Here is a 14,847-nt window from a genome sequence, read left to right as displayed (position 1 = left end):
GTGCGCCTATGAAAACCATCAGGATCGGCTCCGGAGCGGGTTATTCGGGTGACCGCATCGAGCCGGCTATCGAACTCGCCGAGAAGGGCGACATTCAATATCTAGGCTTTGAATGCCTTGCCGAGCGCACTATCGCGCTGGCGCAACAGGAGAAGATGAAGAATCCGGAAGCGGGCTACGACCCCATGCTGGAACGGCGCATGCGCGCCGTGTTGGCGATCTGCAAGGCCAAGGGCATCAGGATCATCACCAATATGGGCGCGGCCAATCCGCAGGCTGCCGCTCGGAAAACGGCCAGGATTGCCAAGGAACTCGGGATCAGAAGCCTGAAGATCGCGGCCGTAGTCGGCGACGATGTACTGGATGTTTGCAAGCAGGGAAATTTCTCTTTCCTGGAGATCGAGGGGCGCATTGGCGACCTCGGCAATCGGGTGTTGTCGGCGAATGCGTATCTCGGAGCAGAGCCGATCGTCCGGGCACTCCAGGCCGGTGCAGACGTGGTGGTCACGGGGCGAGTCGGCGATCCCGCACTTTTCCTCGCGCCTCTGCTTCACGAGTTCGGGTGGGCGAGCGACGACTGGGACTCGTTGGGCCGCGGGGCGCTCGTCGGGCATCTCCTGGAATGTGCCGGCCAGATTACCGGTGGCTATTTCGCCGATCCCGGCTTGAAGGACGTCGCAGGGCTGGCGCGCCTCGGCTTCCCGATCGGGGAAGTGAGCGAGGATGGCGACGTCGTCATTACCAAGGTCGAGGGATCGGGTGGACACGTGACCGAAGCGACCTGCAAGGAGCAGTTATTATACGAAATCCACGACCCCGCGAACTACATCCAACCCGACGTAGTTGCGGATTTCTCCAACGTGACGGTCAAGCAGATCGGGCCTGACAGGGTAAGCATTTCCGGCGCGACCGGGAAACCGGCTACGTCCACCTACAAGACCTCCGTAGGCTATATCGACAGCTATATCGGGGAAGGGCAGATATCTTATGGAGGTCCCGGGGCGTTATCGCGAGGAACGCTGGCGTTGGAAATTGTTCGGCAACGGCTGGAATTGTGTGGCGTTCAAATGAACGAATCTCGCTTCGATCTTATAGGATCAAGCGCGCTGTACGGCCGCGAGTTCTCCGAAGGCCACGATCCATACGAAGTCCGAATTAGAGCGGCCGGCCGCACCAACAGCCTCGCCGAGGCAGTGTTAATCGGCAACGAAGTGGAAACTCTCTACACCAACGGACCAGCCGGAGGCGGTGGAGCGTTCAAGTCGGCGCGAGAGATCGTCGCGGTGGCATCGGTGCTGGTGCCCAAGGACCTGACGTCACCTACGATCCAACTGTTCGAGGCGTGAAGCCGCGCCCGCGACCAGATGCTGGCTACAACACCACCAACATCAACAGTAGAAGAGAGCAGGCCATGAAGCTCCGCGAAGTTGCTCATTCCCGGACCGGCGACAAAGGCAATACGTCGAACATCTCGGTGATTGCCTTTGATCCGGCGAACTACGCATTTCTGCGTGAGCACGTGACGGCCGAGCGGGTTAAGACACTGTTCACGGGCATCGTGCGGGGTGACGTCAAGCGTTACGAAATGCCGACAATTGGTGCGCTCAATTTTGTGCTGATGGACGCGCTGGGCGGCGGGGTGACACGGTCGCTTGCTCTCGATCAGCACGGCAAGAGCCTGAGTTCGGCGCTGCTCGACCTGGACCTGCCCGCGTTGCGCGAGTGAGGGTCATGGGTCGAGCTATGGCGAACCAGCCGCTTCACACGTAAGCGTGAGTCTGGATCCAGTTCTCCGCAAGGCGTGAGGCCAGATGGATTGCGGGCCTGCGTGCTATGCACGCATGCCCGAATGACGAAGAAGTGTGGAGGCGGCGAAGGAGGAGAGATATTTCCGCATGCCTACTTCCAGACCCGCGCTAACGTCAGCGCAAGAAGCCCCAGCACGGCGCTGATGAGGCCCACGATCGCGTTGGACTGCGCGAACAGGCCGGTTTCAATGAAGACCTGGCCTGCGATGATGAAGCAGACGGCGGCGAGAAGAAGGCAGGCGCAACCGACGATGATCGACAGATAGCGTATCGCGGTTGCGGCCGGCCTTGCGGGTAATGCGGGATCGCTCATGTGAGTCACAACAGTGGCATTGACGGGAGGTTACGCTGTCGCCACGCAACAGGAACGACGTCAGTCGCGTGCGCAGCAATCGACCAGCGCGCGCCAGATGCGCTGGATTTCGACCGTCCTCTGAAGCTCCAGGACGTGGTTCTCATTCGCATGGGAAGATGTGGTTTCCGGACGGGATTCGCGCGGTGCGATCCAGCGCTCGGATATTGGATCGTACCATTTGCCGAGATTGACCAAGCTCGTCTCTCCTCTCTTCGGTCCCCCTTGGTTTTCTGATCGGCTATCTCGGCTATCCCTTGCGCCTGTTGCTGGTGTTCTGGGTCAGGTTGCCGTGTGCGGCCTGCTCGCGAATGTTCTGCTTCTCGTCGTCGCGATGGCCCTTGGTGGTATCCACGGGAACAGACGGCGCGCTGCCGGCACCCTTGTGGCTCTGGTTCTCTTCAGGAACAGGCTGCACCGTTTTTGTCAGCGGCTTTGTCATGGGCTCTGACTCCGTCGTTGCCTTCAAGAGGCAAACGCACGGGAGACGCGCCGTGTTCCAAAGCAGGCTTGACGGATTGTTGATGTCGAGGCGGGCGCCAAAGGCTAGCGCTTGGGCTGGTCTCGTTCGTCTGGTGCCGATCCATCGGCTGAGGTCTCTCGGGCACGGACCTCGTCGAGAATCGACTCGCGGGATGGTTCGCTGCCTGCGGCCTCGGAATGCCGGCTCGGCTTGCGGTACTTCCCGATCAGCCGCTTGATGTCGTCGACTGCTTCGAGCAAAGGCGGCGTCAGGGAAAACAGTGCACCCATCGCAACAGCGATGATCATGTGGCGCAGCGAGACCTTCTCGTCTTCATCGAAGGCGTACGCATTCCGGCCGATCGGTGCAGGCGCGAGGCCGCTCGATGATCGCGGACGATCCGCTTTCCGCGGCTTGCGAGGCGGGAACATGATCACGACAAAGAGCACGTTGATCAGGAGCCAGGCGCCCAGGATGACAAATAAGGTCCGCATCTAAAAAATAGTACCCGTTGGAGCCGGTATTGAACGGCCCTTTGCGCGCCAAAGCAAGTTGTGCTTTCGTTTAAAGCAAATTCCGGGCGAGGGAGGCGGGGCCAAACCACTGTCGGAATTCGGCAAGTCGTAGCTTGCTCGAGCGCTCAGTCGATCCCGCGAACTTGAAACGCTAGCTGGCGCTGCGTCCTGCCGATTTCGCCTGCTGAACCTGCGGCTGGCCTCTTTCGAACCCGCCGCGGCGTTGCAGGCCGCGGTCTGGAGCAACTCCGCTAACTGACAGGCCGCGCAGCGCGCGAACAGATCCTGGAGGCTCGCCGATCGCTGCTGCGCCTGTTCGAGCGCGCGTAGCGGCAGGCGCAGCCGAAAAGCGGGGGCTATAATCCGCAGATCAGCGGTTCCCCAATTTGGAACCGGACGTTGCGTCAATATCGAGTTAGTTAATCGCACCGCAGACCTTCTTCCTGCGATCCATTCGGACAACCCGTCATCACGTTTCCGGAGCGTGAGGGCTTCCAAGCGCAATATGCCTATCCGGCAATGGCGCGTACGCTGTAGGCTCGTCCTTGCGATGTCGTTTGATGGAGCTCGACCATGGCCCTTCAGGATCAATCCGGCAAGCGCAGCCCTGCCGATCCGTCCACATGGACGGCGGCGGGCGACGAGTTTGTGCTTCTCGACGGCGTTCAGCCGCCGGCCCGCATCGCGCTGGGGCGCGAACGCATGCTGCTGAGCCGGCTCTATCTTGGCTTGATCCGCAGCATCAATGACGACTATGGCGCAGAGTTCGTCAAGCAGAACGACAGCGCCACATTTCGCACCATCGGCATTTACGTGTTCCTGCGGACCGCGATGTGCTCACCAGTGCGCGCAAGCACGATCGCGCAGACGCTGAAGCTGCCGCGCACGACGGTGCTGAGGCGGCTGGAGGAGATGATCAAGCAGGGCTATGTCGAGCGTATCGGCAACGCCTATCGGATGACCGACAAGGTCAATATCCCCGATCTGCAGCAACGGCTGCAACAGCGGATCGACATGATCCTGGAGACGGCGCGCGAGCTGTCCAAATTGACCGGGAGCGCGGGAGCGTCGCACTGACGGGACGAGCGTGTGGTGTGTTCGGCTTCAAGACCTGCGGTGCTCCGGCGGCACGACGCTTGCCACGCCACCGGAGCAGCCGATCAGTTCTTCAGCACGATGCGGCCGACCACCTTGCCGGCGCGCAGCTCGTCGATCCATTTCTGGACATCGCCCATCGGCTCCTCGCGCATCGGCGTCGGCTTGATCTTGCCGGCGCGGGCGAGCGCCATCAGCTCCCGGGCCTCCGCGAGCGTACCGACCATGAAGCCTTCGATGGTCATGCGCTTGTAGACCCACTGCACCATCGGCAGCGTGAACTGGCCGCCCATCAGGCCTGACACCACGATCTTGCCGCCGCGCGCGGCGACCGCGACCGCGAAGGCCATCGACTTCTCGTTGCCGGCGAAATCGACGATCTCGTCAAAGCCGCCTTCGGTGTCCTTCAGGATGCGCTTGATGACATCGGGCTCGGCCGGATCGTAGGCGCTAGCTGCGCCGTTCTTCAGCGCGGTCTCGCGCGCGGCCGGGCTGAGATCGGCGACCGTGACCGGCTGCTTGAACATGGCCTGCGCGAACGACAGGCCCATCATGCCGACGCCGCCGAGGCCGATCAGCAAGACGTTGCGCTGACGCGGACGGTCGACTAGGCGCTTGAGCGCGCCATAGGCAGTCACGCCCGAGCACATCAGTGTGGCGGCCTGGTTGACGGGCAGGGGATCGTAGTCGAGCAGATACTTTGCGTCGGGCACCAGCACGTGCGTTGCAAAGCCGCCATCGATGGAGACGCCGAGGAAGCGCTGCTTGACGCAGAGGTTCTCGTCGCCATTGGCGCAATCGCGGCACTGGCCGCAGCCGATCCACGGAAACACCGCCTTCTTGCTGCCGACGAGGCCGGCCGGTACGTCGGAGCCGACTTCGTCGACGACGCCGGCGATCTCGTGGCCGAGCGTGAAGGGCAGCGTCATGCCGCGCGTGGTGTCGAGCTTCTTGCCGCCGCCGAGATCGGCATAGCCGTCCTGGATGTGCAGATCGGAATGACAGAGGCCGCAGCGCTCGATGCGCACCAGCACTTCACGTCCTTGCGGCTTGGGTGTGTCGATGATGGTCTCGCACAGCGGCGCATCGAACTTGACCAGGGACTGCCGACGCATCAACGCCATATTCCTTCCTCCGAAATTTATGTCTTAACCTTCGTTGCGTATATCGGCCAATTCACGCGCCATGGCAACAAAGCCTGCGATCGAAATGGTCTCCGCGCGCCGCGTCGCATCGACGCCGGCAGCATGCGCAAGCCGTGCGGGATCGACGCCAAGCGATTTCAGGCTCTGGCGCAGCATCTTGCGGCGCTGGCCGAAGGCGGCGGCCGCAACCTGTTCGAGCAGCTTGCGATCGCAGGGAAGCGGGTTTGCGCGCGGCACCAGGCGCACCACGGACGACGTCACCTTTGGCGGCGGCACGAAGGCGGCCGGCGAAATGTCAAACAGGATCTTCGTTTCCGCGCGCCAGTTGGCGAGCACGCCGAGGCGGCCATAGGCCTCCTCGTCCTCGCGCGCGACGATGCGCTCGCCAACCTCGCGCTGGAACATCAGCACCATCATCTCGTACCAGGGCGGCCAGGGGTCGGTGGTGAGCCAGCCGATCAAGAGCTGGGTCGCGATGTTGTAGGGCAGGTTGGCGACGATCTTTGCCTTTTGGCCATCGAGCAGCGGCCGCGGATCGAAGGTCATGGCATCGCCATGCACGATCTCGAGCCTGCCGGGATAGCGCGCGGAAATATCCTGCAACGCCGGGATTGCGCGCTCGTCATGCTCGATCGCGATGACACGTTTGCCACCAAGCGCGAGTAGCGCCCGCGTCAAGCCGCCCGGGCCCGGGCCGATCTCGACGATGGTGGAGTCGTCGAGCGGCGCCGCCGCGCGTGCGATGCGCGCAGTCAGATTGAGGTCGAGCAGGAAATTCTGGCCGAGCGATTTGCGGGCCGACAGAGCGTGCTGGCGAATGACCTCGCGAAGCGGCGGGAGGTCGTCGATCGCGCTCATCAGCTTTTTGCACCCGCCATGCGGCTGGCAAGCTTCAGCGCCGCGATCAGGCTTGCCGGATTGGCCTTGCCAGTGCCGGCAATGTCGAACGCGGTGCCGTGATCGGGCGAGGTGCGGATGAAGGGCAGGCCGAGCGTGACGTTGACGGCGTCGTCGAAGGCGATCGTCTTGATCGGGATCAGCGCCTGGTCGTGATACATGCAGACCGCGCAGTCATAGGTGCTGCGCGCAGCGTCGTGGAACATGGTGTCGGCGGGCAGCGGCCCCTTGGCGTCGATGCCGTCGCTGCGCAGCGCCTTGAGCGCCGGTGCGATGACGGTCTGCTCCTCGTGGCCGAGCGAGCCGTCTTCGCCGGCATGCGGATTGAGCCCGGAGATCGCGATCCGCGGCCGAGAGATGCCAAAGCGGGATTTCAGTTCCGTTGCGACAATGCGCACGGTCGAGACGATCAGCTCGCTCGTGAGCTGGCTTAATGCCTCGCGCAAGGAAACGTGGATCGTCACCGGCACCACGGCGAGCCGCGGCGACCACAGCATCATCACCGGCTGAGGTACGCGGCCATCTGCTGCTGCAAGCTCGGCGAGGAATTCGGTGTGGCCGGGATGACGGAAGCCGGCGCGATAGAGCACGCTCTTGGCGATCGGATTGGTGACGACGGCGCCGGCGCGGCCCGCCTGCACGTCGGCGACCGCCTGGCCGATCGAGGCTAGGGCTGCCGGTGCGCTCGATGCGTCAGGCTTGCCCGGCTCGGCCGTCGTACGCTCGCCGGTCGCGACCACGGGCAGGGCCTCGGTGAAGGCGGCCTCGGCCTCGCTTGCGCTCACCGAGGCAATCCTGACGTCGGCGCCGAGGGATTTTGCGCGCCGCGCGACCAGCGCCTCGTCGCCGAGCAGATAGAAGGCGGGCAGGTTAAGCTCGCGGCGCCTGAGCCAGGCTGCGATCGTGATGTCGGGGCCGATGCCGGCGGGCTCTCCCAGCGTCAGCGCGAGGGGCTTTGCGGAAGGGGGGGCCATCAGCGGTTGCGATATTCGATCATCGCCGCCTTGCGGATCTCTTCGAGATAGGCCTTCTGGGTCTTCTCGTATTTCTCGGAGTACATCTTCTCGCGGATCTCGCGCTTCTTCGGCGTGTCGATCATGGTCGGCTTGCGCGCGCACAGCACGACCATCTCGATGCCCTGCTTGGTCACCTCGGGCGCGGTCAGATGGCCGATCGCGGTGTCGTCAAGCACCTTGCGCAGCGCCTCGGGCAGGTCCGCGGTGGTCTTGGTGACGCTCTCGCGGATGGTGGCGTTCGGCGTCGAGCGGAACAGCGAATTGGCCTCATCGCAGCTCGTCACGCGGGTGCGATAGGTCTCGGCTTCCTTCTGTCGCGTCTCCAGGAAGGCCGGCGACGATCCGCGCGGCACGATCAGCACGATCGGCTGCATCTTGTATTCGGTGCCTTCGATCTGGAGCTTCTCGTTGCCCTCGGCCCTCACCTTGTCGGCGACGTCCTTCTCGCCGACCTGGAGGCGTTCCTTGTAGCGGCCGCGAACGAGGCTGGTCCAGACCATCTCGGCCTTCATGCGGCCTTTCAGGGTTTCCGGGCGGACGCCCTTGACCTCGAGCGACTTGGTGAGCTGATCCGGCGAGATGCGCATGCGCTGCGCCATGCCCTCGTAGGATTGGTTGATGTCGGAGACACCGGGATCGACGCCGTACTTCTTGCCTTCCTTGAGCTTCACCCTGTCGTCGATCAGCTCGTTGATGACGTCCTGCCGGCCCGGGGTCTTCTGCGTCGTCAGCTGGTCGAGCTTGGAGCGCTGCTCGATGTCGTAATCGGTGATGGGATCACCGTTGACCATGACGACGATGTTCTGCGCCCGCGCCGGCGTGCCGGCCAGGATCAGCACGGCACCAAGGACGAGAAGGAGGAAGCGGAAGACAGGTAATGGGGTCGTCATGATTGTCGCTCGTATGTCAGCCGCGGTGAGCCTGCGATGGGGAACACGCGGCCGTCACTTCAAACCGTTCACTGGTAGCCGCCGGCGGAACTGCTGGTCGTCGACGTGGTCGCCAACGTGCGCAGGCCGATCTGGAACATGAACGCGTGGCTCAGCACGGGCGGCGTTGTGCCCGCGGAGTAGCTATACGAAGTTACATAGTTCGCCGCCAGCACGAAGCAATCGTCGACATAGCCGGCGCCGAGCACATATTGGTTGATCTTGTTGGCCTCGAGGTCCCAGCGCGCCGAACCCGTCACCACCCAGTTGGTCGCGACCTTGATCGAGCCTGACGTCAGGATACCCTCGCGGCGCGTCAGATAGCCGAGCTCCGGCTGCGGCGCGTAATTGCCGTACATCATGCTGATTGACCAGCGATTGAAATTGGCGCGGCCTTCTGCCTCGAAGCGTTGGATGTTCCAGGTCTGCTCGTCCATGCGGGAGCGGACGCTGAACGTGTAGGTGCTGTTCGGCGAGTAGGCGACGCTCGCCACGTAGTCGGAGCGCGGCTTGTCGAGGCCGGAATCCACGCCCGTGTTGATGGAGTCCTGGACCGCGTAGGAGTTCATGCCGAACAGCTGGTAGGACTGGCCGAACAGCGCCTTGACGGCGCCGCCCCTGTCGAATTGCGTGGTGGCCTGCACGCCGACATTGGCGCGGCCGCCGCCCTCGACGCGGTCGTAACCGGAGAACTTGTCGACGTTGAACAGGTTCGAGGTGTCGAACACCATGCTCTGCGCATCCTCGTTCGGAAGCTTGCCGGCATAGGTCTCGTTGGGACGGATGATGATCTGCGCGATCGGCTCGATGGTGGTCGAGCCCCACGGCTGAACGTTGATGAAGGGATAGCGGTATTCGAGGCCGACGGTCGGCATCAGGCGGAACGCCTGGGTGTCGCCGACGGGCAGGTAGTTCGACACGCCCGGCTGGTTGGAGACGTCGGAGTTGATCGCGTCGGCGCGCAGAATGGCGAACGGCGTCCAGATCTCGCCGAACGGGTCGGTGAAGGACTTGCGCCACTGCGCTTCCGCCGTCAGGCGGGTGTAGGTGCCGGGGAAGCCGCGCAACAGGCACTGCGACGGCGTGCGCGCGAGCGGATCGGCCGAGGCCGTCGTGCACAGGCTGTTGGTGTTGGCGAGCGTCGTGATCGGATCGAACACCGCGTCGTTGCGGGTCAAGTTGACGAAGTTGGTCTTGTAGGAGAACTCGCCGCCGAACACCGGATAGTTGAGCACGTTCGAGTAGTCGATCACGGGATAGACGACCGGGACCTGCTGCTGGTTACCCGAGAAGCTCAGCCAGTACATTGTGCGCGCGTCGAAGAAGCTGCGGTTGCCGACGCCGGTCAGGTAGAGCTGCGACAGCGCGTCCGTCGGCAGGTTCAGGAACGAGCCGAGGGGATCGCGGTAGGCCGACAGGCGATAATCCGACATGAAATAATAGTCGGAGAGTACGACGCCGTCCCAGCCCCAGACCCATTTGTCGTTCAGCGCGAACTGGCCCTTGGTCTCGACGCCGCCACGGAACTGACGGTCGCCCGGCTGGCCGGCGAAATTGTCGGGGTTGAGCTGGTCGATGCCGTAGACACGGACCTGGTAGGCACCGTCCATCAGGCGCTGGCGGAACTCGGCCTGGAACAGCACGCCCTGCTTGGAGGTGATGCGCGGGCTGAAGGTCATGTCCATGTCGGGCGCGATCGCCCAGTAGAACGGGACCTCGACGCCGTAGCCGAACGCCGTGTAGGAGGTGAAGCCCGGCATCAGGAAGCCGGTCTTGCGCTTCACGGTCGGGTCGGGCGTCGAGAAATACGGCATGTAGGCGAGCGGCACGCCGAAGAATTCGAGCTGCGCCGTCTCGAAATACAGCATCTTCTCCTGCTGGTCATGGATGATGCGGGCACCCTTGACCTGCCAGAGCGGGGGCTTCTTCGGATCGTCCTTGCACGGCGCGCAAGCCGTGTAGACGCCGTTCTCGAACACCGTGTAGTTGCCGCTGGAGCGATCGGCGCGGGTCGCGGCCATGCGGGTCTGGTCGGCGGTGTCCACGCGCAGCGAATCGACGAAACCGTCGCGGTAGTCGTCCGAGAGATCCATGATCTCGGCATAGGTGATCTTGCCGTCGGCATCCGTCATGCGGATGTTGCCTTCGGCATGGAGCCGCTTGGTCTTCTGGTCGTAGACGACCCTGTCGGCCTCGACGCTGGTGCCGTTGTAGAACAGCTGCACATTGCCAACCGCGGAGACGCGGGAATTGTTGTAGTCGTAGTCGACCTCGGTCGCCTGCACGAGCATCTGCCCGTCATTGGCGGCCTTCGGCGGCTTCGGACGCGGCGGCAGCGGATTGTAGGTGAAGCTCTGGGCGGCAGCCGGCGTCACCGCGGCAAGATCGATCATGCCGGCGAGCGATGCGACCGCGGCGAGCGCCAGCAGGATCTTACGCGCAGACAAACCAAACCCGTTCGCGCGCACGAGGGTGCGCAACGCCAAACCAGACACAGGTCCTCGGCGGACGGTCGTCACTAGCCGTCCTCCTGATACAGCAAGGCCAAAAAGCCGGTGAGGCCGCCCACCACCACGGGCAACCACGCCGCAGCGATCGGATGCATCAACTCAGCCTTGCTCAAATCTTCAGTCACTTTCGACAAAACGTAGAGCAGAAAGCCTGCGCCCACGCCACTCAAAACCATCTTCTGTACGCCGCCCATCCGGAAGAAGCGCAACGACACGGAGGCCGCGAGCATCACCATGGCTGCGAGCAAAAACGGCTGTGCCAGAAGCTTGTGATACTGGAGTCGATATCCCGCTGTCGCGAAGCCCGAGCTCTCGGAGGAGCGGATGTAGCTCGGCAGTTGCCAAAAGGACACAGTTTCGGGTGTGGAAAAGCTGTTGCGGACCTGAGCCTCGGTCAGGGTCGTTGGAATCTCCAGGCTGGCCTGGTCGACCGGCGGCGAATCCAGCGAGAAGCGGCGCACGCCCTTGAACAGCCAACGACCGGCCTCGAGCGTGGCCTCACGCGCCTCGATCCGCTCCTTGAAATGCTGGTCTGTGTCAAACCGGAACAGCGTGAGTCCCGTGAGCCGAATGCCCTGCTGCTCGCTGCGCGCCGCATTGATGATGGTCTGGCCGTCGCTGGTCGCCTGATTGAGCCAGAAGCCCGAGGCGTCCTGGATGCCGCCGCCCGGCTCCGAGCCGAACAGCTCCGCTTCCATGCGCTTGGAGAGTTCGCGCAGGTTCGCCGACATCGGATTGTAGGCGACGGTGGCGATCACCCCGATCAGGAGCGCGCTGCCGAGCGCCGGCGAGATGAACTGCCAGGCCGAGATTCCGGCGGCGCGTGCGACCACGAGCTCGAGGCGGCGGGAGAGAGCGAGATAGCAGGTCATGGCGCCGATCAGCATGCAGAACGGCGTCAGCTTCTCCAGCAGTTGCGGCACCCGGAACAGCGAGGTCTCGGCCACCATGATCGCGGAGGCGGACGCAAGGCCTGAGGTCTTGCGCACCATCTCGATGTAGTCGACCAGCACCAGCAGCAGGAAAATGCTCGCGAACACGCCGAGTGCTGCGACCACGAAGCGGCCGGCGAAATAGCGCCCGAGCGTATTGGTGAGCATGCTCATGCGGTGGCCGGTCGTCCGAACAGCCGCGCGATGCGCGCATTCGATTTGTTGATGGCCTCCAGCAGGCCGGCAGGCGGTTCGACCACGACGCCGCCGACGATCATCCACATGCCGGCGCCGATTGCGACCGCCAGCATCGCATATTGCACGGCGGCCGCGAACGGCGACTTCACCGCCATCACCGAGCAGGCGAATCCGGCCATGCGCAGGCCGAACACCGCCATCACTGAGCCGCCGATCGAGAAGTTGCGGCTTTGGCGCGTGGTGCGCGGCGCGCCGAGGAAGGCGAAGGTCAGCGCCGCAAATGCAAACGGATAGAGCGGCGCCATCAAACGATCATGCAGCTCGGACCAGAACTGGCCGGGGACCGCCTTGTAGACGGGATCGTCCTCGGACGGCGAGAACAGCTCCCAGAGATAGCGCTCGCGGATGCCGAGGGTGACGTCGTGGCCCTGATTGCCGAACTTCGACATGTCGAAGCCGTAGCGGCCGAACGCCACCAGCGCCGGGTCGCGCTTGCCGGCCTCGAAGCGCTCGAGATTGCCGTCCTTCAGCACCAGGAACGATCCGTTGTCGTTCTTTACGACCTCGCCGTGCTCGGCGACGATCGAGACGCGCTCGTTCGGATCGCGGCGGTCGTCGATGAAGATGCCGGCGAGGATGCCGCCGGGCTGGCGCTCGCGGATCCGGATCGTGAGGTTCTTGTCGAGCTGGGCGAAGCGGCCGGGCTGCAGGATGTTGGTGAGCACGTCGGCGGTGATCTCGGCGTCCCACTGCTTGATCCGTCGCATGCCGTCGGGAGCGAGGTAGGCCGAGATGAAGGCGACCAGCAGCGCCACCACGCAGGTGGCGTAGAAGAACGGATAGAACAGCCGGAACGGTGAGAAGCCGGCGGCATTCATCACGATGATCTCGGAATCGGTCGCGAGCTTGTTCAGCGTGTGCGAGATCGCGATCATCAGCGCGATCGGCGAGATGATCAGGACCAGTGCCGGGATGACGAGACTGGTGATGCCGAGGAAGGTGAGGATGGTCTGACCCTGGCTCGTCATCAGGTCGATGCCGCGCAACGCCTGCGTAATCCAGATCACGCCGGTGAGGCTGACTAGGACGAGCGCAAACGACGCCAGCGTCGTGCGGAAGATATACCTGTCGATTGACCCCATGCGCTACCGCACGATCCCCACCAAGACCCCGATGCAGTCCCCGAATTTCTGGCTTGCCCGACCCATCCCGCGCGGGGAGCCCCAGGGTCGTTGCAGCCATCTCGTCCGCCGGCTTACTTTCTCACTACCATCCCTTTGATCCGTCAACAAAATGGCTGACCCGTGGCACCGTCGATATATGGTTAATATTTCCCTCGTTGTGGCGTTCGCGCCACGGGCAGCGCTTGGCATTTGCCGGGTCGGTGGCCCATAGTGGGGAAAGTCCAGTGAATCGCCGTTCAGTTCCGGTCTTTGACCGGGATCGCTGATCGGCAAAAGCCCCATGTTCTTGAGGAGTTATGCATGTCCGATGCCATCAAGGTCGGCTTCGTCCCGTTGTCCGCCGCGCCCCGTGGCATCCTGATCGTGTTCTGCGACGATGGTCTCAAGGTCGGCCCGGCGACAGCGAAGGCGCTCGGCGGTGCTGGCGAACTCGTGAAGCGGGCGGCGGCGGCCGCCTCGTTCAAAGGTAAAAGCGGTGCGGCGCTGGACATCCTGGCCCCCGAGGGTCTGAAGGCGGAGCGTCTGATCGTGATCGGGACCGGGAAGGCGTCGGCCCTGAAGGCGAACGATTTCCTCAAATTCGGCGGTATGGCGGCAAGCAAGCTCAAGGCGGGTTCTGCTTCGATGGTCATCATGGCTGAACTGCTTGACGGCGCCATGACGAGCGAGCAGGCGGTTGCGATCGCCTCGGGCCTGCGGCTGCGCGTCTACAAGTTCGACCGCTACAAGACCAAGAAGAAGGACGGCGAGGAGGGGGCCCTGCGCGCCGACGTCTCGCTTGCGGTTGGTGATGCGGCTTCGGCGAAAAAGGCCTTTGCATCGGCCGGCGCGATCGTCGACGGCGTCGTCATCGCACGCGACCTCGTCAACGAGCCGCCGAACGTGCTCTATCCCGAAGAGTTCGCGCGCCGTGCAAGCCTGCTGCGCAAGCTCGGCGTCAAGGTCGAGGTGCTCGACGTCAAGGCGATGCAGAAGCTCGGCATGGGCGCGCTGCTAGGCGTCGGCCAAGGCTCTGTGCGGCCGAGCCGCACCGTGATCATGCGCTGGGATGGTGGGAAAAAAGGCGAGGCGCCGGTCGCCTTCGTCGGCAAGGGCGTCTGCTTCGACACCGGCGGCATCTCGATCAAGCCGGCCGGCAGCATGGAGGACATGAAGGGCGACATGGGTGGTGCGGCCTGCGTCGTCGGCCTGATGCACGCGCTCGCGGCGCGCAAGGCCAAGGTCAACGTGGTCGGCGCCATCGGCCTCGTCGAGAATATGCCCGACGGCAACGCGCAGCGGCCCGGTGACATCGTGACCTCGATGTCGGGCCAGACCATCGAGATCATCAACACCGACGCGGAAGGCCGTCTCGTGCTCGCCGACGTGCTCTGGTACGTGGCCAAGAAGACGAAGCCGAAATTCATGGTGGATCTGGCGACACTGACCGGCGCGATCGTGGTCGCGCTCGGCACCGAGCATGCCGGCATGTTCTCCAACAATGACGAGCTTGCCGACCGGCTGCTGACGGCCGGCATCGAGAGCGGGGAAAAGGTATGGCGCCTGCCGCTCGGCCCCGAATACGACAAGCTGATCGATTCCCAGTTCGCCGACATGAAGAACACCGGCGGCCGCCATGGCGGCTCGATCACCGCGGCGCAGTTCCTCCAGCGCTTCGTCGACGGCACGCCCTGGGCGCATCTCGACATCGCCGGCACCGCGATGGGCGCGCCGAAGACCGACATCAACCAGAGCTGGGCCTCCGGCTACGGCGTCCGGCTTCTGGACCGATTGGTTGCAGATCACTACGAGCGCAAATGAGCC

15 protein-coding genes are annotated in these 14,847 nt (G+C 63.6%); 4 read left to right on the top strand and 11 right to left on the bottom strand.

The annotated features are described in order from the left end of the window. Positions 1–8: 8 nt before the first annotated feature. Complete coding sequence (locus ABIB73_RS03395; protein ID WP_354221416.1) at positions 9–1,346, top strand: acyclic terpene utilization AtuA family protein; 1,338 nt, start codon at positions 9–11, stop codon at positions 1,344–1,346. 65 nt (positions 1,347–1,411) lie between these two features. Next, positions 1,412–1,726 (top strand): AtuA-related protein, encoded by a 315-nt coding sequence (locus ABIB73_RS03390; RefSeq protein ID WP_354221414.1) that lies wholly within the window; start codon positions 1,412–1,414, stop codon positions 1,724–1,726. A 173-nt stretch (positions 1,727–1,899) separates the two neighbouring features. Here ABIB73_RS03390 and ABIB73_RS03385 read toward each other — a convergent pair whose 3' ends face one another. From ABIB73_RS03385 to ABIB73_RS03370, 4 genes are all read right to left on the bottom strand, one after another. Continuing rightward, the gene (locus ABIB73_RS03385) at positions 1,900–2,121 is read right to left on the bottom strand and encodes a hypothetical protein (protein ID WP_354221412.1); all 222 of its coding nucleotides are present in this window, start codon (positions 2,119–2,121) and stop codon (positions 1,900–1,902) included. Positions 2,122–2,181: 60 nt separating this feature from the next. Continuing rightward, entirely contained in the window at positions 2,182–2,358 is a 177-nt protein-coding gene (locus ABIB73_RS03380; RefSeq protein ID WP_354221410.1) for a hypothetical protein, read from the bottom strand. 52 nt (positions 2,359–2,410) lie between these two features. After that, the gene (locus tag ABIB73_RS03375; RefSeq protein ID WP_271556786.1) at positions 2,411–2,602 is read right to left on the bottom strand and encodes a hypothetical protein; all 192 of its coding nucleotides are present in this window, start codon (positions 2,600–2,602) and stop codon (positions 2,411–2,413) included. 104 nt (positions 2,603–2,706) lie between these two features. After that, positions 2,707–3,117, bottom strand: a complete 411-nt coding sequence (locus ABIB73_RS03370; protein ID WP_354221408.1) for a phosphonate metabolism protein PhnM — start codon at positions 3,115–3,117, stop codon at positions 2,707–2,709. A gap of 594 nt (positions 3,118–3,711) precedes the next feature. On the opposite strand from ABIB73_RS03370, the gene ABIB73_RS03365 reads away from it, so the two are divergent. Continuing rightward, positions 3,712–4,215 carry a helix-turn-helix domain-containing protein gene (locus tag ABIB73_RS03365; RefSeq protein WP_354221406.1) on the top strand — a complete coding sequence of 168 codons (504 nt, stop codon included), beginning with the start codon at positions 3,712–3,714 and terminating at the stop codon, positions 4,213–4,215. A gap of 83 nt (positions 4,216–4,298) precedes the next feature. Here the strand turns inward: ABIB73_RS03365 and ABIB73_RS03360 are convergent, their stop codons facing one another. The 7 genes from ABIB73_RS03360 to lptF form a co-directional block, all read right to left on the bottom strand. Further along, positions 4,299–5,357 carry an alcohol dehydrogenase gene (locus tag ABIB73_RS03360; RefSeq protein WP_354221404.1) on the bottom strand — a complete coding sequence of 353 codons (1,059 nt, stop codon included), beginning with the start codon at positions 5,355–5,357 and terminating at the stop codon, positions 4,299–4,301. Between the two features lie 24 nt (positions 5,358–5,381). Continuing rightward, positions 5,382–6,236 (bottom strand): 16S rRNA (adenine(1518)-N(6)/adenine(1519)-N(6))-dimethyltransferase RsmA, encoded by an 855-nt coding sequence (gene rsmA / locus ABIB73_RS03355; RefSeq protein ID WP_354221402.1) that lies wholly within the window; start codon positions 6,234–6,236, stop codon positions 5,382–5,384. Further along, entirely contained in the window at positions 6,236–7,249 is a 1,014-nt protein-coding gene (pdxA, locus tag ABIB73_RS03350) for a 4-hydroxythreonine-4-phosphate dehydrogenase PdxA (RefSeq protein WP_354221400.1), read from the bottom strand. The genes rsmA and pdxA overlap by 1 nt, the downstream gene beginning before the upstream one ends. Then, on the bottom strand, positions 7,249–8,181 hold the full coding sequence (locus tag ABIB73_RS03345; RefSeq protein ID WP_354221398.1) for a peptidylprolyl isomerase: 933 nt from the start codon (positions 8,179–8,181) through the stop codon (positions 7,249–7,251). Before ABIB73_RS03345 ends, pdxA begins: the two co-directional genes overlap by 1 nt. A 68-nt stretch (positions 8,182–8,249) precedes the next feature. Continuing rightward, on the bottom strand, positions 8,250–10,739 hold the full coding sequence (locus ABIB73_RS03340; RefSeq protein WP_354221396.1) for an LPS-assembly protein LptD: 2,490 nt from the start codon (positions 10,737–10,739) through the stop codon (positions 8,250–8,252). Next, positions 10,739–11,836, bottom strand: coding sequence for an LPS export ABC transporter permease LptG (gene lptG, locus ABIB73_RS03335; protein ID WP_354221394.1), 1,098 nt, complete (start codon positions 11,834–11,836; stop codon positions 10,739–10,741). The genes ABIB73_RS03340 and lptG overlap by 1 nt, the downstream gene beginning before the upstream one ends. Continuing rightward, positions 11,833–13,002, bottom strand: coding sequence for an LPS export ABC transporter permease LptF (gene lptF / locus ABIB73_RS03330; RefSeq protein WP_354221392.1), 1,170 nt, complete (start codon positions 13,000–13,002; stop codon positions 11,833–11,835). The genes lptG and lptF overlap by 4 nt, the downstream gene beginning before the upstream one ends. Positions 13,003–13,344: 342 nt before the next feature. Between lptF and ABIB73_RS03325 the strand changes: the two genes are divergently transcribed. Beyond that, the gene (locus ABIB73_RS03325) at positions 13,345–14,844 is read left to right on the top strand and encodes a leucyl aminopeptidase (RefSeq protein ID WP_354221390.1); all 1,500 of its coding nucleotides are present in this window, start codon (positions 13,345–13,347) and stop codon (positions 14,842–14,844) included. Positions 14,845–14,847 lie beyond the last annotated feature (3 nt).

The organism is Bradyrhizobium sp. F1.4.3 (genome assembly GCF_040548375.1).
Taxonomy (GTDB): Bacteria; Pseudomonadota; Alphaproteobacteria; order Rhizobiales; family Xanthobacteraceae; genus Bradyrhizobium.
Note: the sequence above shows the minus strand (reverse complement) of the source record. Positions and strands in the feature narration are given on the sequence as shown.